Here is a 21,310-nt window from a genome sequence, read left to right as displayed (position 1 = left end):
GTCCATCGATTTCCGTACAGAGTTGCATAAGCCAACCCACGCTTCAATCAGATTCCGGACCTGTTTTGACATGACCAGCAAAAACACACCACCTGTGGTTCTTGTGGACGGATCGTCCTATCTTTTCCGTGCTTATCATGCACTTCCACCTCTCACCACAAGCAAGGATCATCCGACCGGAGCCATCAAGGGCGTGATCAGCATGATCCGCCGCCTGGAGCAGGATTTTCCCGGCTCCAAGATGGTGGTGGTGTTCGACGCCAAGGGCAAAACCTTCCGGCATGATCTCTATGAAGAGTACAAGGCCAACCGACCTCCCATGCCGGAGGATCTCGCCTGCCAGATCGAGCCCATTCACGAAATCGTAAAGGCCATGGGGCTACCGCTGCTAATGGTAACAGGCGTTGAGGCCGACGACGTGATCGGCACCCTTGCCAACGAAGCAACCAGCAAGGGCATCGATGTGGTGGTCTCCACCGGCGACAAGGACATGGCACAGCTGGTCAGCGATCACGTCACGCTGATTAACACCATGACCGAGACCCGGATGGACCGGGACGGCGTGGTGGAGAAATTCGGCGTTACTCCGGAGCAGATTGTCGATTACCTGGCCCTCGTGGGCGATAAGGTGGACAACATCCCCGGCGTCAACAAGTGCGGTCCAAAAACCGCGGTCAAATGGCTGCAGAGCTACGACAACCTGGACAACGTCCTCGAACACGCCAACGAGATCAAGGGCAAGATCGGTGAATACCTGCGGGACGCGACGGAGACCCTGCCCCTGAGCCGTGAACTGGCTACCATCCGCACCGATGTGGAACTGGATTTTGGCCTGGAAGACCTGAAACTCCGGGAGCAGGACGACGAGCAATTGCTCGAACTGTTCAAGGAATATGAACTCCGCAGCTGGATTGCCGAACTGGAAGAGGGAGACAATTCAACCTCCGGCAACGCTCAAGCCGTCGGTAACAAGCCCAACCCGGAAACCGGCAAAAAGGACTACAGCATCATCACCGACCAGAAGGAACTGGATCAGTGGCTGGAGCGCCTGAGGTCAGCGGAGCTGTTTGCCTTCGACACAGAGACCACCAGCCTTCGCTACATGGACGCCGAAATCGTGGGTGTCTCCTTCGCGATTCAACAAGGCGAAGCCGCCTATGTCCCTCTGGGGCACGACTACATGGGCGCACCCGAGCAGCTGGATCGTGATCAGGTGCTGGATCAGCTCAAGCCGCTGCTGGAGAACCCCGACCTGGCCAAGGTCGGCCAGAACCTGAAATACGACAAGAACGTATTGGCGAATCACGGCATTAGCCTTGAGGGCATTGCCGAGGACACCATGCTGGAATCCTACGTTCTGAATTCTGTCGCTACCCGGCACGATATGGACAGCCTCGCCATGTACTACCTTGGCGAGAAGACCATCAGCTTCGAGTCCATTGCCGGTAAAGGCGCAAAACAGCTCACTTTCAACCAGATTGACCTTGAAAAAGCGGCGCCCTACGCCGCCGAAGATGCGGACATTACCCTGCGCCTGCACCAGACCCTGCGACCGAAGCTGAAAGAGACCGGAAAGCTGGCCGCTGTGTATGAAGACATCGATTTACCTCTGGTGCCGGTTCTGTCGCGAATGGAGCAGCGCGGCACCCTGATCAGCGCGAGCACCCTGCGCCAGCACAGCCAGGAACTGGCAGAACGCATGGCCGAGCTTGAGAAGGAAGCTCACGAGGTCGCCGGCGAGACCTTCAATCTGGGTTCCACCAAGCAGCTGCAGGCGATCTTCTACGACAAGATGGGCCTGCCGGTCATCAAGAAGACCCCCAAGGGCGCGCCATCAACGGCGGAACCGGTTCTGCAGGAGTTGGCCCACGAACACGAGCTGCCGCGCCTGATTCTGGAGCACCGCAGCCTGAGCAAGCTGAAGTCGACTTACACGGACACGCTGCCCGAGCTGATTCATCATCGTACCGGCCGGGTGCACACGTCCTACCACCAGGCTGTCACTGCTACCGGCCGACTGTCCTCGTCGGAACCCAACCTGCAGAATATCCCCATTCGGAGCGAACAGGGGCGCCGTATACGGCAGGCCTTTATCGCACCCGAGGGATACAAGCTCGTCGCTGCCGACTACTCCCAGATCGAACTTCGGATCATGGCTCATCTCTCCGGAGACAAAGGGCTGCTCAAAGCGTTTGAGAAGGGCGAAGACATTCACAAGGCAACCGCATCGGAAGTCTTCGGGGTAAGCCTCGACGATGTGTCCTCGGACCAGCGCCGGAGCGCCAAGGCCATCAACTTTGGCCTGATCTACGGCATGTCCGCCTTTGGCCTTTCCCGGCAGCTGGACGTTGAGCGCAAACTCGCCCAGGGATACATTGATCGATATTTCGAACGCTATCCGGGTGTCCTTAAGTACATGGACAACATCCGTAAACAGGCTCATGACGACGGTTTTGTGGAGACGCTCTTCGGCCGGCGCCTGTACCTGCCAGAAATAAACGCCCGCAACAAACAGCTGCAGCAGGCTGCCGAGCGAACCGCGATCAACGCACCCATGCAGGGTACTGCCGCGGACATCATCAAGCGGGCCATGGTGGATGTTGAGAACTGGCTGCTGAAAGAACACGCCGATGAAGCTCGCATGACCATGCAGGTTCACGATGAACTGATCCTGGAAGTGAAGGAATCGGCACTCGACAAGATTCGGGCGGGACTGGAGAAGCGCATGTCCGCAGCAGCAGAACTGGATGTTCCCCTGCTGGTGGAAGCCGGTGCCGGCGACAACTGGGACGAGGCGCACTAATTCAGCTCAAAAAAGGGCAAGGACGCCCTAAAACGCACCGTAATCGACCGCAGCACCAACCCTTGAACGGACCACGACAAGCCGGCATTAGCCGCCGGCAATCCTTCTCGGCGACATTACCACCGTCACGGCACGATATTCGCTACATACTTGGAGTCGGCGCCCCGCCCCTGCACTCCGGGCAGCGCCAGGTTGTGACATTCCATCTCCGAGGCTCATACCATGACTTCTCTGGCATCTGAACGTAGCTGGCTGCTGGATCCCAGCGTGCTGAAACTGGTTCACCAGTGCCGCCGCCTGATTCACACGGAATTCGGCGTCAAACTGCACCTCACGGAAGAGCATCTGGAACAACAACTGGCCGATTACGCGCGGAAAACCCGCTCCAGTCAGCTGACTCGTGTCTGGGAAACCCTCAAAGAACGGGTTCCACAGCTCAATATTGAGCCCGAGGAAGAAGATGACGGCCTCAAGCGTAATTACAGAGGCCAGGTCATTGCCGATGCGCCGCCCGCATCAGCGGAACAGGACGAGGAGGGACAGATCGACCCGCCACGGAAGAAGAAAGTCATCTACCGTGGCCAGGTGGTTGGCTGACCGGCCTGCAGCCGGCCAGATTCTCGAGGTTTTAGAAGGACTTGCTTACCTCGAACGCTGCACTCCACGCGCTCAGATCGTACTCAGCAGCATAAAGGCTTGGATCCTGAACACCAGGCGCCAGTTGCGCGATCTCGCTCGGGTTTTCATGCTGGTAGTTCCGATCGTTGACTCGTGGATCGTCCGTGAACAAGAGCGTTCCAACCGCTACGTCAACCGTCCAGCCACTTTGGGCGTCAGCCCATTGGGCACCGAGAGTCAGCCAGTGACGATCACTGGAGGGAATTCGGGCGGTAACATACTGATTCACAGGCGACTCATCCCAGGCATATCCGGCTTTAAAAGCCCACTCAGGCGAAGCCTGCCAGATAGCACCAGCGTTAAGCTGCCAGCTGTTTTTCCATTGTTCGGTAACATGAGAAATCACAGCGCCCTCTTGCGGCGCACCACTAATGGCACCTCCAGCTTCGGTGCTGACGATATCAAGCTCCTCGAATCGGCTCCAACGAGCGTAAGTTGCGCCGGCCAGAAGAGTAACGTCATCTGTAAGGCTGTGGCGAACCCCCAGAGTTGCGCTCTCAGGAATCGCCAAAGGCACCTTGATGCTCTCTGAGGCTGACAGCGTCGGCCCCATCGGGTTGGACGGATTGGTTATGCCAGAGATTTCCAGGTCACCCTCCAGCTCGAGTTCCGTACCCGTCTGAAGCGTCAGGCCAATCTGAGTAGCGCGGGTCAGCTCATAAAGAAATCCAACACGGAACGTCATGCCAACATCGTCACCCTCTGCATCCGCATAAGGCTCCTCAAGTGCAAGCGCCGCTGTCCCTACTCGAGCACTGATATCCTGGTAGCGGCTCAAGCGCCCTTCGGCGTATAGGACGTTCAAACCAACACCCATTGAAAGGCCCTGGCCATTGTTAAGAGAAATCGAGGGCGTGAATGCAATCGCCGTGAGCTCTGTTTTGTCCGCGAAAAAACGCCCTGCAAAGTCGTTATCGTAATCCGCCGCCAAACCATAGGGCGCATGGATTCCAAAACCGACATCTATCGATTCGTTGATTTCGTGACTTAGATAAAAATTCGGCAGCACCGCAGGGTCTGCAATATCTCCTCCGCTACTGGCCGGGCTTACAGGCACCGCGGGATCGTTTCTGGAGGTCCGGATACTACTTTCCTTGGCCTCAGCATCAATATCCAGAACCGCGGCACCAAACGAAATATTAGTGCCCGACAACTGACTCATCCCGGCGGGGTTAAAAAGAACCGTGGTCGCGTTTTCGGGGTTGGCGGCAGCACCGGCGTTAGCGGTGCCCATCGCACTGGCGCTCTGCTCATTCAGGGAAAAGCCGCCTGCCAGGGTAGAGGCAGGTGCGGCGAGCGCCGCAAGGGTGGTGAGACGTACAGCTCGTGCAAGCGTTGAGGAACGGTGGTGCATGGTATCTCCTTATTGAATCGCGCGGAGTATACGCACCACCCCTTACTGGCCTCAAATGCCATTCCTAACGGTTCAGGGCCCTAACTTTCTACGACTAACGTCTTATGACCTTGCAGCGTCAGTCATCCTGGATTGAAAGCTTGTCGACCGAAGAAGACAGCTTGTCAGCTCCCTGGGCATCCGCGCCCAGCTTGATCATCAGGCGAAGATCGTTGGCAGAATCTGCGTGAGCCAGGGCATCTTCGTAGGTAATCGAACCCTCTGCATACAGATGATAAAGCGCCTGGTCGAAGGTCTGCATGCCGGATTCGTTGGATTTGGCCATCAGTTCCTTCAAACGATGCACCTCACCTTTACGAATCAGGTCTGACACCAGAGGGGTGTTGATCAGCACCTCAATAACCGCCTTGCGGCCCTTGCCGTCTGGCGTTGGGACCAGCTGCTGGGCCACGATTGCCTTAAGGTTCAGGGACAGGTCCATCCAGATCTGGTTGTGCTGTTCCGGCGGGAAGAACTGGATAATCCGGTCCAGCGCCTGGTTGGCGTTGTTAGCGTGCAACGTGGCAAGACACAGGTGACCGGTTTCGGCGAACTGTACCGAGTACTCCATGGTCTGCCGGGTACGAACCTCACCAATCAGAATGACGTCTGGCGCCTGGCGTAGGGTGTTCTTAAGGGCTACTTCAAAGCTCTCGGTATCGATGCCCACCTCGCGCTGGGTGACGATACAACCCTGATGCTGGTGCACGAATTCGATCGGATCTTCGATGGAAATGATGTGGCCACGGCTGTTGCGGTTACGGTGCCCGAGCATGGCCGCCAGGGACGTAGACTTACCGGTACCGGTAGCGCCCACAAACATGATCAGGCCACGCTTGGTCATGGCCAGTTCCTTGATCACCTCCGGCAACGACAGGTCATCGATTTGCGGGATCTTTACCTCGATCCGACGCAACACCATACCGCACAGGTTGCGCTGGAAAAATGCGGACACCCGGAACCGGCCAATGCCCCGGGCACTGATCGCAAAGTTACACTCGTGGGTTTCCTCAAACTCGGCGCGCTGCTTGTCGTTCATGGCGCCGTAAACGAACTCCCTGGTCTGCTCCGGCGTCAACGCGTTCTTGGTGACCGGCAGAACCTTCCCGTTCACCTTCATGCTCGGCGGCACACCCGCTGTAATAAACAGGTCCGAACCGCCCTTCTCCACCATCAGCCGTAACAGTTTTTCGAATTCCATTTTTCTACCCAGTCTTCATTGTTTGGTGCCTGGGCGGGGCGGGTGCAGCTCCCCGGGACACGCTGTGAATACGTCCGTGTACGCTTGACTGCAGCATCCATGCTGCAGACAGTCCCGGGAAGCTGCACCCGCCCCGCCCGTCAAACTGTATTCGGGGAGTCTGATGAATTCCCCTTTGCTCCTGCTCCTAAATTCCAGACGCCAGGAACAAGCTCATTAAAAGTTGTCAGGCATCTTGGCTTTGGCCCGCGCTGCTTCGCGGGAGATAAGCCCTTTCTGCAGCAGCCGCTCAAGGCACTGATCCAATGTCTGCATGCCGAGGGAGCCGCCAGTCTGAATCGACGAGTACATCTGGGCGATCTTGTCTTCCCGGATCAGGTTCCGGATCGCAGACGTGCCAATCATGATCTCGTGCGCGGCAATACGGCCGCCACCCATTTTCTTCATCAGGGTCTGGGAAATTACCGCCTGCAAAGACTCCGAAAGCATCGACCGCACCATGGACTTTTCCTCTGCCGGGAAAACGTCGACCACACGGTCAATGGTTTTGGCGGCGGAGGTGGTGTGCAGGGTGCCAAATACAAGGTGGCCGGTCTCAGCCGCTGTCAGCGCCAGGCGGATGGTTTCCAGATCCCGGAGCTCACCAACCAGGATGATGTCGGGGTCTTCCCGCAGGGCCGAGCGCAGTGCTTCGTTGAAGCCCAGAGTATCCCGGTGCACTTCCCGCTGGTTCACCAGGCATTTTTTGGAGTCGTGTACGAATTCGATGGGGTCTTCAATCGTAAGTACGTGCTCGTAGCGGGAGTCGTTGATGTAATCGATCATCGCCGCCAGCGTGGTGGACTTACCAGAGCCGGTCGGCCCGGTCACCAATACCAGCCCCCGGGGAACCGAAGACACGTCCTTGAACACCTGGCCCATGCCCAGATCTTCCATGGTCAGAACCTTGGAGGGGATGGTCCGGAAAACGGCACCGGCGCCCCGGTTCTGGTTAAAGGCGTTAACACGGAAACGGGCAACACCGGGAACTTCGAAGGAGAAGTCGGTTTCCAGGAATTCCTCGTAGTCCTTACGCTGCTTGTCGTTCATGATGTCGTAGATGAGCCCGTGGACTTCTTTGTGCTCCATGGGCGGCAGGTTGATGCGGCGTACATCACCATCAACACGAATCATCGGGGGCAAACCGGCAGAGAGGTGCAAGTCAGACGCACCCTGTTTCGCCGAAAAGGCAAGCAGTTCAGTAATATCCATAGGAATCCTCGGAAGGCTTTTTCTTTTATCCCGGTAGCTTCCGCCCGGCGGGGCCCCGGCGAGGTTCACTTGGCATTTCAGTGACCTGCGGGTAACGTGTCACCGTACAAGTGACAGACCGAGCGTGGCATTCTCACACTATGAGCAGCATAGCAGACAACATCGGGAGCGTAACCCGACGCATACAAAAAGCAACATTGCAGGCAGGCCGTGCGCCCGGGTCTGTGCATTTGCTCGCCGTCAGCAAAACCCGACCACCGGAAGACCTGCGGGAAGCCTTCGCTGCCGGGCAGCGGGCCTTTGGTGAGAACTACCTCCAGGAGGCCCTCGAGAAGATCGAGTCGCTTGCAGATCTCGAGGGCGTCGACTGGCATTTCATCGGGCCGATCCAGTCCAACAAGACGCGACAGATGGCCGACGCCTTTTCCTGGGCGCACAGCGTCGACCGCCTCAAGATTGCCCGTCGCCTGAGCGAACAGCGCGATCCTGCGCTGCCGCCATTGAATATCTGTCTTCAGGTCAATATTAATGAGGAAGAGAGCAAATCCGGCTGCACTCTGCATGAACTGCCGGATCTGGTGGCCGAAATCGGCGAATTGCCGAACCTTAGCTTGCGAGGCCTGATGGCCATTCCGGATCCGGATCAGCCCGAAGCAGGATTGAGAGCCAGTTTCCGGAAACTTGCCAATACTCTGAAACAGCTGCGGTCAGACCATCCCGACGCCGGCCCACTCGACACACTGTCGATGGGTATGTCCGGCGATCTGGAAGTCGCGATTGCGGAAGGCGCCACCTGGGTCCGGGTCGGCACCGCCCTATTCGGCAAACGCCCAGTAAAGAGCTGAACCGGCCGGTTCCTGCTATGATCAGGGCCGGACGTTTAACCGATCAACCGGGGAGTTAACCTTGAGCACATCACCAACCATTTCTTTTATTGGCGCCGGCAACATGGCCAGCGCCATCATTGGCGGTATGCTGGATAACGGCTATAAGGCCGGCAATATCTGGGTCAGCGCGCCGGATGACGCGCACCTGCAGACAATCCGCAAGCGCTTTGGCGTAAGCGTCACCACAGACAACCGGTACTGCGCCCAGCAGGCTGACATGGTGGTTCTGGCGGTGAAACCCCAGGTCATGGCCGATGTCTGTCGCGACATTGCACCAATGGTCCAGAACACTCGCCCACTGATGGTATCCATCGCCGCCGGCCTGACAGCGGATACCCTCGACGGTTGGCTTGGCGGCGGCCTGCCGATGGTCCGGGTAATGCCCAATACACCGTCCCTGGTCGGCAAAGGGGCTGCAGGCCTGTTTGCCAACAAAGAAGTGAAAGACAAACAGAAGAAGATGGTGGAATCGGTGTTCGAAAGCATCGGTTCAGCGCTCTGGGTTGAGGACGAAAACCTGCTGCACGCGGTTACCGCCCTCTCCGGCAGCGGCCCCGCCTATTTCTTCCTGATGCTTGAGGCGCTTGAGGAAGCGGCCACCGAGGCTGGCATTGCCGCCGGAACCGCCAGGGAACTGGCCATCCAAACCATGGCGGGAGCCGCGGAAATGGCCGGTCGAAGCGAGCACGATCCCGGCCAGCTCAAGCGCAATGTGATGTCTCCTGGCGGAACCACCGAGCAGGCCATCAACACCTTCGAGGAAGGTGGTATGCGCAATCTGGTGGCCAAAGCCTACAAGGCAGCATTCAAGCGTTCGGAAGAAATGGCCAAAGAACTGGCAGGCAAACAGTAACCGATAACGGAGACACGGCTTCATGCTGGCAGATATTCTGATTACCATCCTGCTCATCGCATCCACCTTTTACCTGACGATTGTGCTGCTTCGGTTCCTGCTTCAACTGGCCAGGGCCGACTTCTACAATCCCATCACTCAGTTCGTGGTCAAGGCAACCAATCCACCGCTGCGCCCGCTGCAGCGTGTCATTCCTGGCCTGGGCGGTTTCGATGGGGCTTCGCTGGTTCTGGCCGTCATCATCCAGGGCATCACCTTCTTCCTGATCCTGGTGGCACTGAACGGCGGCATTCCCGCCATAAATCCGATCACACTGCTGGTCTGGTCCGTACTGAACGTGCTGGACCTGATCGTGAAGATCTATTTCTGGTCGGTTATTGCAGTGGTGGTCGTCAGCTGGATCGCGCCGGGCAGCGGCCATCCGGCCATCCAGCTGGTCGCCCAGATCACCGAGCCGGTAATGCGCCCGGTGCGCAATATCATGCCCTCGATGGGCGGCCTGGATCTGTCACCCATCATCGTTTTCCTGATTCTCAACGTGATTTCAGTGGTGATTGAGCACATGAAAATGGCCGCAGGCCTCGGCTCCATCGGACTCGGTATGTAAACCCCGTCTCAAAAATACACTTTGTAACACTTAACCACGAAATCCATCATTCCCGAGCTGCAAAGTCATATGCCTGATTTTGCAGCTTTTTTATTGCATTGTCGGCAAGCTTGGCCGATCCTTCCACTCTGGCCCCGCCACAAACTTGGAAATAACAGGATAGTATTAACGGTAATTAATCCGTCACCCGTGAGCACCCCGTTCTGACCGGGATACCAGGAAGTCGCGCAGAAGGAAAATCCGATGAACCAACAGGGAACTCTGTCGCAGCAGGTAGAGGCTTATCACAACTGGAAAAAAGAGCTGATCCGTCAGATCGGCCGGTACCGGCTTTGGCTGCAGGATAACAATCTGTTCTCCGATGATGTCAGCACCCGCATCCGCCACGGACTGGAGCTGCTGATTGAGGATGAGCTGACCATTGCGTTTGTCGGCGAATACTCCCGCGGTAAAACCGAACTGATCAACGCCCTGTTCTTCTCCGAGTATGGCCAGCGCATGCTGCCGTCCCAGGCGGGCCGCACTACCATGTGCCCCACCGAGCTGTTCTTCGATCGCAGCGCCAATGAAAACTACCTGCTCCTGCTCCCCATCGAAACCCGAAACGGCGAACTGTCCCTGCAGCAACTGCGCAAGCAGCCGGAACGCTGGGTCAAACATGAGCTGGATGAACGCGATCCTGAGATCATGCGGGAGGTGCTTGCGGAAGTTGCCCGGGTCAAAAGTGTGCCACCAGAGGAAGCCCGCGCACTCGGTTTCGACGAAGGCATGCTCGAGCATGATCGCAACAATCCGGGCAATGTACTCGTACCTGCCTGGCGGAACGCCCAGATCAGCATCCGCCACCCCCTGTTCGAGCGCGGCCTGCGGATCCTCGATACTCCGGGCCTGAACGCCCTTGGCTCCGAGCCGGAGCTGACCATCAGCATGCTGCCCCGCGCCCACGCCGTGATCTTTGTGCTGAGCGCCGACACCGGCGTGACCGCCAGCGACATGACCATCTGGAAAGAGCATATCGACACCCAGCACGCAGATCATCGCGCCGGCCGCTTTGCCGTGCTGAACAAGATCGACGTGCTCTGGGATGACCTCCAGGGCGAGCGCCACACCAACGAGGCGATTGAGAGGGTGCGCGGTTACACCGCCGACCACCTGGGCATGCGCCAGCACGATGTTATCCCGGTTTCTGCCAAGCAGGGACTGGTCGCGAGGGTCAAGAAAGACAACGAGCTGTTTGACCGTTCCAATATCAATCAGCTTGAGCAACTGATTATCCAGCGCATCCTCATGCACAAGGAACAGTTGATCACCCAGAGTCTGATCAACGACCTGCTGGGCATGCTCCAGAACAGCCAGGCGGCGATGCAGTACCGCCTGGAATCCCTGGAGGAAGAACTCCAGGCTTGCGCGGGCGTTACCATGGACAAGGCAGCGCTGGGCCGCCTCGCAGAACGCGCCCAGAAAGACTACGACTATTATTACAAGAAGCTGATCACCCTGCGCTCCAGCCGTCGCCTCATGGACTCCCAGGGTGACCTGCTGAAGAAGCTGGTGAGCGAAGACCGCTTCGAAGCCCATGCGGAGCATGTGCGCACCAGTATGTCGAAGAGCTGGACCACGGCCGGGATGAACCGCGCCATGGACCAATTTTTCGAGCTGATTGAAAGCGACTTGACCAACCTTCTGAGCGAAGGGCACCTGGCCGAGAAAATGGTGGGCGCGATTTACCGTCGCTATAACGAAGACAACCGGGCCCGTCACCTTGAGCCCATCCCGCTTCGGGCCGGGCGCCATGTGATTGCAATCCGGGAGTTGCGCAAGAAAGCGCGACGCTTCCGCATCAGTCCGAAGAATCTGCTCACCGAGCAGTCGGTTCTGGTTCGCCGTTTTTTCAATGTCATGGTGGGCGAAGCCCGCACACTGCATGCCCGTGTACGCCAGGACGTTGAGCGCTGGCCATCAGAAGCCCTGCTACCGATCATGCAGTACTCCATGGAGCAGAAGCAGCTTCTGGAGCACCAGATCCGGCGCCTTCGCGACATGGTCCGCAACGACAAGGACAGCCGGACCGAGCGTCAGCGCCTGACCAACACCATTGCCGACCTGCGCAGGCAACTGGAACTGGCCGACGCGATGCAGCGCCAGATCCGCAAACCGGCCCCTACTCTGATCCAGCAAAAAGTGGTGAACATCTCCGGGGCTGTGTAAGCGCTTCGAGAGCGACCATTCAGGCGGTTGCAGCCATCACGCCCCGGCTTTAAACTGCTGGGCTGGCGATGGCTTTGTCATTGCTTTTCCAGACACTTACGGATCGAACCAGGAACCATTCGCGCCGATGCCTGATACCCTGCCTGCGGATTCTGTCGGGATTGTCTCCCCGCAGACCTATCATTTCGACGCTCCCATCGATCTGGCCTGCGGCCAGTCCCTGGAAAACTATGACCTGGTGGTGGAAACCTACGGCACCCTGAATGCCGACGCCAGCAATGCCGTTCTTATCTGCCATGCCTTGAGCGGCCATCACCACGCGGCCGGCTACCACTCTGCCGAGGACCGCAAACCCGGCTGGTGGGACAGCTGTATCGGCCCCGGAAAACCCATCGATACCGATCGTTTTTTTGTTGTCAGCCTGAACAATCTGGGGGGCTGCCACGGCAGCACCGGCCCCAACAGCATCAATCCCGAAACCGGAAAGCCGTTTGGCCCGGAGTTTCCGGTTATCACCGTGGGCGACTGGGTCAAGAGTCAGGCTCTGTTGGCAGATCGGCTCGGCATTCAATGCTGGGCGGCCGTTGTTGGCGGTTCCCTCGGCGGCATGCAGGCCCTACAGTGGAGCCTGGACTACCCCGATCGCCTGCGGCATGCGGTGGTGATTGCGTCCACTCCCCGATTGACCGCCCAGAATATTGCCTTCAATGAAGTGGCACGCCAGGCAATAACCTCTGATCGGGAGTTTCACGACGGGCGCTATTACGACTTTGATACGGTTCCCAGGCGTGGTCTTATGCTGGCGCGGATGGTTGGTCATATCACGTATCTGTCTGATGCCTCCATGGGCGAGAAATTTGGCCGCGAACTCCGTGACCAGGCTTACAAGTTCGGTTATGACGCGGAGTTCCAGGTCGAGAGCTACCTCCGCTATCAGGGCGAACGCTTTTCCGAATCGTTTGACGCCAACACCTACCTGCTGATGACCCGTGCCCTGGACTACTTTGATCCGGCCTACGAATTTGGCGGCGACCTCTCGAAAGCACTGGCAGCGGCCAGTTGCGAATACCTGGTGTTGTCATTCAGCACCGACTGGCGCTTCACGCCGGCCCGCTCGGAAGAAATGGTCAATGCCATGATTGGCGCGCGCAGGAAGGTCAGCTACGCCGAGGTGGACGCACCCTGGGGACACGACGCGTTTCTGATTCCGACCCCGCGGTACACTGACATCTTTAACGCCTATATGGACCGGGTAGCACGGGAGGTCGGCGCATGAGACCAGATCTCGAAATCATCCAGCAGTGGGTTCAGCCCGGTCACCATGTTCTGGACCTGGGCTGTGGCGATGGCACTCTGCTTGATTTCCTCCAGCGGGAACGGGGTGCCAGTGGCTTCGGCCTGGAGATAAACCCGGACCACATCACCGCCTGCATGGGCCGCGGAGTGGCGGTTATCGAACAGAACCTGGACACCCAGGGGCTGGGGAACTTTGAAGATGGCAGTTTCGACATTGTTCTGATGACCCAGGCGCTTCAGGCGGTCCGGCGTCCTGACAGGGTTCTGGATGAAATGCTGCGGGTTGGCAGCGAAGGCATCGTGACCTTCCCCAACTTTGCCCATTGGCGATTGCGCTGGGGACTGACTTTGAGCGGTCGTATGCCCGAATCCGAGGCACTGCCGTATAAATGGTATAACACGCCTAACATAAGGTTGTGCACCTTCAAGGATTTTGAGGCACTGTGCCGTCAGAAAGGCATCAGGATCAAAAGCCGCCGGGTGGTCGACGGTCAGCACCAGAACAGCTGGCTGGCTCGTCTCTGGCCGAACTTGTTGGGTGAAATTGCCATTTACCGAATCACACGGGAGACCTAGCAATGATCGCAAAAACCTTTTCCACATTCCGTACGCTGCTGGCAATCACGCTGATTGGCCTGTTCAGCCTGCAGGCACAGGCCGGCTCCAAGGATTTCGGAGACTACAAGGTACTCTGGAGTGTCCTGCCCAGCACCTTCCTGGCTCCGGAAGTCGCCCAGGCCAATAATCTTCAGCGGAGCAAGGGCATAGGCATCGTCAATATCTCCATCATGGAGGAAAACGACGATGGCTCAATGTCCCCGGTGAGCGGCCAGGTGGAAGGCAAGGTAACCAACGATGTCCAACAGGTGCGCTTCCTGGCGTTCCGCCGCATCCAGGAGGGCGACTCCGTGTACTTTATTGCCGAGTATCAGTATGCCTCCGGCGAACTGATGACTTTCAATATTACCGCACGCCCTACCGGACACCAGCAGGACCTGGCGGTACGGTTTGCTCACACACTGTTCAGCGATTGAGCCTATATGACCAACCGACTTGTCATCGCCAGCAATAACAGGGGCAAAATCGCCGAGTTGACCGAGCTCCTGGCACCTCTTGGCATGACGCCGATTGCCCAGGGCGATCTGGGCGTCGGTGAAGCCGAGGAGCCGGCGGTTACCTTTGTAGAAAACGCGATTCTCAAGGCGCGCCACGCGGCCCGGGAAACCGGGCTGCCAGCACTCGCTGACGACAGTGGTCTGGCGGTGGACGCGCTTGAGGGCCGCCCGGGCGTGCGCTCTGCCCGCTTTGCCGGCGATGATGCAACCGATCAGGACAATGTGGACGCCCTGCTGGACGCCATGGCGGGCGTGCCGGACGGGCAACGGGGCGCCCAGTTTCACTGTGTGCTGGTATACCTGCGCCATGCCGAAGACCCGACCCCGATCATCTGCCATGGCCGCTGGCCGGGCTCGATCCTCAGATCCCCTCAGGGCGATGGCGGCTTTGGTTATGACCCGGTGTTCCTGGCACCAGAGCACGGCTGCAGTGCGGCGGAACTGTCCCGCGCCGAAAAGGGCAGCATCAGCCACCGCGGACGGGCCCTGAAGATTCTGCTGGATCAGCTGAAGGCCGAGGCCTGAAACAGTTGAGTTATACCAGCCCCGGGGACGATCAGCAGCCAGCGGCGGTTAGGCCGCCGTTGAGCCTCTATATTCACGTACCCTGGTGCGTGCGGAAGTGCCCCTACTGTGACTTCAACTCCCACGCTTTTACCGGGACAATCCCGGAATCCGCCTATCTGCAGGCCCTGCTCGAAGATCTCGACCAGGACCTGGCCTTTGCCACCGATCGACCAATAGAGACCGTGTTCATCGGAGGCGGCACTCCGTCCCTGATGAGCAGCGACTTCTACGATCGCCTGTTCCGGGAACTGCGGGCACGCCTTGCCTTCGCCACAGATGCCGAAATTACCCTGGAAGCCAACCCCGGCACGCTCGAAGCCGGCCGGTTCGACGCTTTCCGGGCAGCGGGCATCAACCGTCTGTCCATCGGGGTCCAGAGTTTCAATCCCGACCATCTCAAAACGCTGGGGCGCATTCACGATGCCGATGCCGCCCACCGGGCCATACGCGCCGCTCGCCGCGCCGGGTTCGATAACTTCAATATCGATCTGATGCACGGTCTGCCGGACCAGACGCCGGGGCAGGCACTTGAGGACATCCAGACTGCCCTGGACTACAAACCACCGCATCTCTCCTGGTACCAGCTGACCCTCGAGCCCAATACCGAGTTTTACAGCCGTCCGCCAGAACTGCCCGACGACGATCATCTCTGGGACATCTATCGCCGGGGTTCCGATTACCTGCATCAACACGGCTACGAGGATTACGAAGTCTCGGCCTGGAGCCTCCAGGGAAGGGCCTCCCGTCACAATCTGAACTACTGGACGTTCGGGGACTACCTGGCCCTCGGGGCCGGGGCCCATGGCAAGATCAGCCTGGTGGACGGGAGTATCAGGCGATACTGGAAGACCCGGCAGCCGGACGCTTACCTGAACCGGATCGGCAGCCGAACGGCCGGTTCTGATGCGATTGCCGTGGACGATCTGCCGCTGGAATTCCTGATGAACGCCCTCAGACTGAAAGAAGGAGTGGATGAAAGCCTTTTTTCTGAACGAACGGGTTTACCCCTGACAACAGTTGGAGTAAAACTTGAACAACTGCGGAATGAAAAGCTGCTGGTAAGCGATCGACTCCAGGCAACCGACCTGGGCCAGAGATATCTTAACAGCCTGTTGGAGCGTTTTCTGTAATGGACCCTGCACACGGAGTGGCAGCATTTCCCAAAAGCCTGAAAGCCAGCCTGGTCGTGGCTGCCGTGCTGCTGTTCGCTTTGCTTATGGTCAACCAGCCTCTGCAGACGGCATCAGCACCCCAGGGTATCGTGAGCTATCAGCTGGCCGGGACTGCCGATCAGGCCCACGCCATTTTTCGCAGCTGGGGAAGCGAAGGGGTTGCCTGGGCGAAGGTTTCGCTGTGGCTGGACTTCCTGTTCATTCCTGCCTACATGCTGGCCCTGATTCATCTTACCCGGCACTTTACCCGTGATCGCCCCGGCATTCGCGAGCGGGTGGGTGCCCGTTGGGTACGGGCCCTGTTCGCAACTGCCGGCCTGAGCGACGGTGCAGAGAACATTCTGTTGCTGAACAATTTCAACCCGCCCACCGACGAGATGAGCCTGTCCGCAACCCTATGCGCACTCATCAAATTCACGGCGCTCACGCTCGGCATCGCCGGGCTGGTCATCATCCGGGCGTCACGGCGCCACCCGCTAGCGCATCACTGACCCCCGATCAACACCGCTTAATTGGTGCGATAGAACAACAGGTCCCAGACACCGTGACCGAGGGTTTCGCCCCGCTTCTCAAACTTGGTGATTGGACGGTCGTCAGGGCGCGGTGAATAGCCACCGTTCTCCTGGGTGTTGGCAAAGCCCTCGGACTCGCTCATCACCTCGAGCATATGCTCGGCATAATTCTCCCAGTCGGTCGCCAGGTGCAGAATGCCGCCTACCCTCAACTTGTGACGAACCCGCTGGACAAACTCGTGCTGGATCAGCCGGCGCTTGTGATGCTTTTTCTTGTGCCAGGGATCGGGGAAGAACACCATCACGCGATCGAGGCACGCATCCGGAAGGCAGAGGTCAATCACATCGTTGGCATCGATACTGTAAATCCGGACGTTTTCCAGGCCACGGTCCTCGATCTCCTTGAGCAACGCGCCAACGCCGGGCTGATGAACTTCAACCCCGATAAAATCCTGTTCGGGAGCGGCCTCAGCCATCTCGGCCAGGGACCGGCCCATACCGAAACCGATTTCCAGGTTCAGCATGTTGTCGCGGCCGAACACTTCCCTAGGATCAATCATTCCGTCCTCACGGGTCAGCCCGTACTTCGGCCAGCTCCGCTCGAACGCCTTTTTCTGGCCTTCCGTCATCCGGCCCTGGCGCAAAACAAAGCTGCGCACACCGCGACGGGTGGTGACCGGCGAATCGGCGGGCTCTTTGGGATCTTGCGGTTCTTTCTGATCAGTCATCTGCAATCCTTAACCGCAGGCAGCGGGTCATGTTTAACGGGATTTGCCACTAGTTTACCAGAGTGTCCCGGCTCAGGCGGAGACCACCGAGTTACGGCCCTGCTGTCGGTCCAACTGCCGGTAGCCCAGCGCTTCAACCAGATGGCTTTGTCGCAATTCCTCGCAGCCTTCCAGATCCGCCAGCGTCCGGGCCACCCGAAGGATGCGATGTAACGCCCGGGCCGAAAGCCCCAGCTTCTCCATGGCACCGGTAAGCAGTTGCTCACCCTGTGGGTCCAGTCGGCATGCAGCCTGTAATTCCCGACCGGACAGCGCGGCATTCAGGCAACCCCGCTTTGACTGTCGGGCTCTGGCAGCCAGAACGCGCTCCCGGACTGTGGCACTTTCCTCGCCGTCCCCACCCTGGCGCATCAGCACATCGCCGCCCTGCACCGGCACCTCAACGTGCAGATCAAACCTGTCGAGCAAAGGCCCGGAGATCTTCGACCGGTAGCGGGCAATCTGTTGCGGCGTACACTGACACTCGATGCCGGGATGACCGCTGTAACCGCAGGGGCACGGGTTCATCGCGCCAACAACCTGAAAGCGCGCGGGAAAATTGACCTGACGCGCCGCCCGGCTGATTGAGATCTCCCCGGTTTCCATCGGCTCCCGGAGCACTTCAAGCACCCGGCGTTCGAACTCTGGCAACTCGTCGAGAAACAGTACGCCTTGGTGCGCCAGGGAGATTTCCCCCGGCCTCGGGCTGCTTCCGCCGCCCACCAGAGCAACCGCCGATGCAGTATGATGCGGCGATCTGAAAGGCGGCTGACGCCAGCCACCGGCCCGAACCGGCAGACCCGCCACCGAATGCACGCTCGCCACTTCCATGGCCGCAGCATCATCCAGCCCTGGCAGGATTCCCGGCAAGCGACTGGCAAGCATGCTCTTGCCGGTCCCCGGGGGGCCGAAGAACAGAAGATTGTGCCCACCCGCTGCCGCCACTTCCAGCGTGCGTCGCGGGACCTGCTGGCCGCGGACATCCGACAGATCGGGCACCTCACGGTTACCGCCCGGCGCTTCGTCCAGGGGAGACCTGGGCACCGGCACAAGACGGGCTCGACCACTCAGATGTTCGCACACGGTCAGCAGGTGGCCGGCGGCCAGAAGATCACCCTGGCTTGCCAGGGCCGCTTCCTCGGAGTTGGCGTGGGGAACCAGCAAGGCCCGACCATCCTCCCGTGCGGCCAACACGGCCGGCAGAACACCTTTCAGAGGGCGCAGTGCACCATCAAGGGACAATTCGCCGAGGAATTCGCAATCGGAAAGGCTGTCGACCGGGATCTGACCAGACGCCGCCAGAATGCCCAGAGCGATGGGCAGATCGAACCGGCCACCCTCTTTTGGCAGATCAGCGGGGGCGAGATTGATGGTAATTCTTCGGGCGGGAAATTCGAAACCGGCATTAAGAAGCGCGCTTCGGACGCGTTCTTTGCTCTCCCTTACACCGGTTTCCGGCAAGCCCACGATCGAGAGCGCGGGCAAGCCGCCTGAGAGATGGACTTCAACGGTAACGGCAGGCGCTGACACGCCAATGGCGGCGCGGGAATGAACAATAGCAAGCATGACAACCATCCATGGTAACAACCGGAACTGTTTGCCCAGCATCCTGCCGAGCGTGTCCGGAATTTATTGTTTCTGCAGGGAATTTTCCAGTTCGGCCACCCGTTTCTCGAGCGCGTCCACCTTTTCACGGGTCTTCAGCAGGACCGCCTGCTGGGCGTCAAACTCCTCCCGGGTTACCAACTCCAGGCGAGACAGAACGGCCATCACGGTGGCCCGGGCCTGGGTTTCAAAATCTTCCCGTGCAGCGCGGGCCATGTCGGGAACAAACTGGCCAAACTGGCCCTGCAGCTGGGAAAAAATATCCTGTGGACCTTTCACACATCACCTCACAAATTCCTGAAATATCCGGATTCGACTAAAAGACAGGGCCGATTGCCGGTTAGCGAGAGTGTATCACACCGCAGCCCCTGCCATACTGTAGGTGGTCGACCCTATAATGAGTGGCGAAGGGCCAGGGAGCCCGCTCCAAATTGGCTCACTGGTCGGCTACCCGCTCTATTTTGGTGCACAAGTTTGCGCCATTCTGGTACGCGGATATCGTAGACTACTGTTTTAAAACTATTTTTTTGCGTTGGCATACACGATGCTAAAGCTCTCGTACGCAATCCGCACAATTGGTGTGCGAGGTGGCAGCATCCCGAGCTCAACAACCGGCCGACGGGCCCTCACTGTTGAGACGGCTTTACCAAGGAGAAAGCAATGAAACTTGTGACAGCGATCATCAAGCCTTTCAAATTGGATGATGTCCGTGAGGCACTATCCGAGATTGGCGTACAAGGCGTTACCGTCACTGAAGTCAAAGGCTTCGGTCGGCAAAAAGGCCACACAGAACTCTATCGTGGCGCGGAATACGTGGTGGATTTCCTGCCCAAGGTGAAGGTGGAAGTTGCTATCGGCGACAACCTTCTGGACCAGGTTATCGAGTCCATCACCAAGGCGGCTAACACCGGCAAGATCGGTGACGGCAAGATCTTCGTGACTGAACTGGCTCAAGCCATCCGGATCCGGACTGGCGAAACCGGCGAAGAAGCGGTCTGAACCAGCTCTGATTTTTCGAACAGCCAACGCAAAAAATTTATAACCTGAAAAGCCTCGTGCGGAGGGCTTCATATGGAAAGCAATCTTAATCACATTTTTGAACTCCAGTATGCGCTGGATACCTTTTACTTCCTGATTTGCGGTGCCCTGGTCATGTGGATGGCCGCTGGCTTTGCCATGCTGGAAGCCGGCCTGGTGCGTGCCAAGAACACCACCGAAATCCTGACCAAAAACGTGGCCCTGTTTGCGGTCGCCTGTACCATGTACCTGATTGTCGGCTACGACATCATGTACGACGGCGGTATTTTCCTGAGCGGTGTAACAACTGTTGCCGAGATGGACGACGCAGCGATTGCGGGCGTTATTGCAGCCTCCACTGAAGCCGGCTTCGGCGACATGGGCGAATACAGCGGCGCTTCTGACTTCTTCTTCCAGGTTGTCTTCGTTGCAACCGCCATGTCCATCGTCTCCGGTGCCGTGGCTGAGCGCATGAAGCTCTGGGCCTTCCTGGGCTTCGCCGTTGTTATGTGTGGTTTCATCTACCCGATGCAGGGTTCCTGGACCTGGAACGGCGACGCGGTATTCGGTATGTACGAGCTGAGCTACAGCGACTACGCCGGTTCCGGTATCGTTCACATGGCCGGTGCAGCAGCAGCCCTGGCAGGTGTGATCCTGCTCGGTGCCCGTAAAGGTAAATACGGCGCCAAAGGAGAAATCCGCGCGTTCCCGGGCGCCAACCTGCCCCTGGCAACTCTTGGTACCTTCATCCTGTGGATGGGCTGGTTCGGCTTCAATGGTGGCTCAACCCTGAAACTGGGTGGCATCGGTGTCGCCAACGAAGTGGCCAACGTGTTCCTGAACACCAACGCGGCTGCAGCCGGCGGTCTGATCGCTGCCCTGATCGTGGCACGCCTGATGTTCGGCAAGGCCGACCTGACCATGGCCCTGAACGGCGCTCTGGCTGGCCTGGTTGCGATCACTGCAGAACCGGCGGATCCGTCTCCCCTGCTGGCCACCATCATCGGCGCCATCGGTGGCACCCTGGTTGTGTTCTCCATCGTAACCATGGACAAGCTGCGCATTGACGACCCGGTCGGTGCCATCTCTGTTCACGGTGTGGTCGGCATCTGGGGTATCTTTGCGGTCCTCCTGTCCGACGCAGACGCTACCTTCATGGGCCAGCTGGTCGGCATGCTCACCATCTTCATCTGGGTATTCGTCACCAGTCTGATCGTCTGGGGCATCCTGAAAGCCGTCATGGGCATCAGGGTCTCGGAAGAAGAGGAGTACGAAGGCGTGGATCTGTCCGAGTGTGGTATGGAAGCCTATCCGGAGTTCGTCAGCGGCAAGCAGTAAACGCTGACAGTGCAAGTAAAAAGGGGCGCCAGTTGGCGCC

Annotated in this window: 20 protein-coding genes; 14 read left to right on the top strand and 6 right to left on the bottom strand. The window is 58.5% G+C overall.

All coding sequences use genetic code 11. From position 1 onward, the window contains the following. Window positions 1-70: 70 nt before the first annotated feature. Window positions 71-2,803, top strand: a complete 2,733-nt coding sequence (polA, locus tag J3362_RS15395) for a DNA polymerase I (RefSeq protein WP_349520825.1) — start codon at window positions 71-73, stop codon at window positions 2,801-2,803. A 222-nt stretch (window positions 2,804-3,025) separates the two neighbouring features. Further along, entirely contained in the window at window positions 3,026-3,400 is a 375-nt protein-coding gene (locus J3362_RS15390) for a hypothetical protein (protein WP_008174194.1), read from the top strand. A 31-nt stretch (window positions 3,401-3,431) separates the two neighbouring features. Here J3362_RS15390 and J3362_RS15385 read toward each other — a convergent pair whose 3' ends face one another. From J3362_RS15385 to J3362_RS15375, 3 genes are all read right to left on the bottom strand, one after another. After that, window positions 3,432-4,835: an OmpP1/FadL family transporter gene (locus J3362_RS15385; RefSeq protein WP_502882435.1), complete on the bottom strand. Its 1,404-nt coding sequence runs from the start codon at window positions 4,833-4,835 to the stop codon at window positions 3,432-3,434. Between the two features lie 118 nt (window positions 4,836-4,953). After that, entirely contained in the window at window positions 4,954-6,075 is a 1,122-nt protein-coding gene (locus J3362_RS15380; protein WP_088558221.1) for a PilT/PilU family type 4a pilus ATPase, read from the bottom strand. A 216-nt stretch (window positions 6,076-6,291) separates the two neighbouring features. Beyond that, window positions 6,292-7,326, bottom strand: a complete 1,035-nt coding sequence (locus J3362_RS15375; protein ID WP_148607526.1) for a type IV pilus twitching motility protein PilT — start codon at window positions 7,324-7,326, stop codon at window positions 6,292-6,294. Between the two features lie 140 nt (window positions 7,327-7,466). Here J3362_RS15375 and J3362_RS15370 point away from each other — a divergent pair, with 140 nt between their 5' ends. The 10 genes from J3362_RS15370 to J3362_RS15325 all read left to right on the top strand — a co-directional run bounded on the left by J3362_RS15370 (window position 7,467) and on the right by J3362_RS15325 (window position 16,522). Then, complete coding sequence (locus J3362_RS15370; protein WP_349520823.1) at window positions 7,467-8,171, top strand: YggS family pyridoxal phosphate-dependent enzyme; 705 nt, start codon at window positions 7,467-7,469, stop codon at window positions 8,169-8,171. Window positions 8,172-8,232: 61 nt separating this feature from the next. Beyond that, the gene (gene proC, locus J3362_RS15365; RefSeq protein WP_349520822.1) at window positions 8,233-9,066 is read left to right on the top strand and encodes a pyrroline-5-carboxylate reductase; all 834 of its coding nucleotides are present in this window, start codon (window positions 8,233-8,235) and stop codon (window positions 9,064-9,066) included. 22 nt (window positions 9,067-9,088) lie between these two features. Then, the gene (locus tag J3362_RS15360; protein WP_349520820.1) at window positions 9,089-9,673 is read left to right on the top strand and encodes a YggT family protein; all 585 of its coding nucleotides are present in this window, start codon (window positions 9,089-9,091) and stop codon (window positions 9,671-9,673) included. Window positions 9,674-9,916: 243 nt separating this feature from the next. Next, window positions 9,917-11,881, top strand: coding sequence for a dynamin family protein (locus J3362_RS15355; protein WP_349520818.1), 1,965 nt, complete (start codon window positions 9,917-9,919; stop codon window positions 11,879-11,881). A 127-nt stretch (window positions 11,882-12,008) separates the two neighbouring features. Next, window positions 12,009-13,157, top strand: coding sequence for a homoserine O-succinyltransferase MetX (gene metX, locus J3362_RS15350; RefSeq protein ID WP_008174179.1), 1,149 nt, complete (start codon window positions 12,009-12,011; stop codon window positions 13,155-13,157). Further along, window positions 13,154-13,753 (top strand): methionine biosynthesis protein MetW, encoded by a 600-nt coding sequence (gene metW / locus J3362_RS15345; protein ID WP_008174176.1) that lies wholly within the window; start codon window positions 13,154-13,156, stop codon window positions 13,751-13,753. The genes metX and metW overlap by 4 nt, the downstream gene beginning before the upstream one ends. Window positions 13,754-13,755: 2 nt before the next feature. Continuing rightward, on the top strand, window positions 13,756-14,211 hold the full coding sequence (locus J3362_RS15340; protein ID WP_349520815.1) for a DUF4426 domain-containing protein: 456 nt from the start codon (window positions 13,756-13,758) through the stop codon (window positions 14,209-14,211). A gap of 6 nt (window positions 14,212-14,217) precedes the next feature. Then, entirely contained in the window at window positions 14,218-14,817 is a 600-nt protein-coding gene (gene rdgB / locus J3362_RS15335) for an RdgB/HAM1 family non-canonical purine NTP pyrophosphatase (protein ID WP_014575885.1), read from the top strand. 5 nt (window positions 14,818-14,822) lie between these two features. Next, window positions 14,823-15,989: a radical SAM family heme chaperone HemW gene (hemW, locus tag J3362_RS15330; protein WP_349520812.1), complete on the top strand. Its 1,167-nt coding sequence runs from the start codon at window positions 14,823-14,825 to the stop codon at window positions 15,987-15,989. Beyond that, window positions 15,989-16,522: a hypothetical protein gene (locus J3362_RS15325; RefSeq protein WP_008174168.1), complete on the top strand. Its 534-nt coding sequence runs from the start codon at window positions 15,989-15,991 to the stop codon at window positions 16,520-16,522. The genes hemW and J3362_RS15325 overlap by 1 nt, the downstream gene beginning before the upstream one ends. Window positions 16,523-16,539: 17 nt before the next feature. On the opposite strand, the gene trmB is transcribed toward J3362_RS15325, so the two are convergent. From trmB to J3362_RS15310, 3 genes are all read right to left on the bottom strand, one after another. Then, window positions 16,540-17,271 carry a tRNA (guanosine(46)-N7)-methyltransferase TrmB gene (trmB, locus tag J3362_RS15320; protein ID WP_349520810.1) on the bottom strand — a complete coding sequence of 244 codons (732 nt, stop codon included), beginning with the start codon at window positions 17,269-17,271 and terminating at the stop codon, window positions 16,540-16,542. 72 nt (window positions 17,272-17,343) lie between these two features. Next, window positions 17,344-18,876: a YifB family Mg chelatase-like AAA ATPase gene (locus tag J3362_RS15315; RefSeq protein WP_349520808.1), complete on the bottom strand. Its 1,533-nt coding sequence runs from the start codon at window positions 18,874-18,876 to the stop codon at window positions 17,344-17,346. Window positions 18,877-18,939: 63 nt separating this feature from the next. Next, window positions 18,940-19,194: an accessory factor UbiK family protein gene (locus J3362_RS15310; protein ID WP_014575880.1), complete on the bottom strand. Its 255-nt coding sequence runs from the start codon at window positions 19,192-19,194 to the stop codon at window positions 18,940-18,942. A 381-nt stretch (window positions 19,195-19,575) separates the two neighbouring features. Here J3362_RS15310 and glnK point away from each other — a divergent pair, with 381 nt between their 5' ends. Continuing rightward, window positions 19,576-19,914, top strand: coding sequence for a P-II family nitrogen regulator (gene glnK, locus J3362_RS15305; RefSeq protein ID WP_008173268.1), 339 nt, complete (start codon window positions 19,576-19,578; stop codon window positions 19,912-19,914). Between the two features lie 72 nt (window positions 19,915-19,986). After that, complete coding sequence (locus J3362_RS15300) at window positions 19,987-21,270, top strand: ammonium transporter AmtB (RefSeq protein ID WP_014575879.1); 1,284 nt, start codon at window positions 19,987-19,989, stop codon at window positions 21,268-21,270. Window positions 21,271-21,310 lie beyond the last annotated feature (40 nt).

The sequence above is a fragment of the Marinobacter sp. NFXS11 genome (assembly GCF_040148675.1).
Lineage (GTDB): Bacteria > Pseudomonadota > Gammaproteobacteria > Pseudomonadales > Oleiphilaceae > Marinobacter.
Note: the sequence above shows the minus strand (reverse complement) of the source record. Positions and strands in the feature narration are given on the sequence as shown.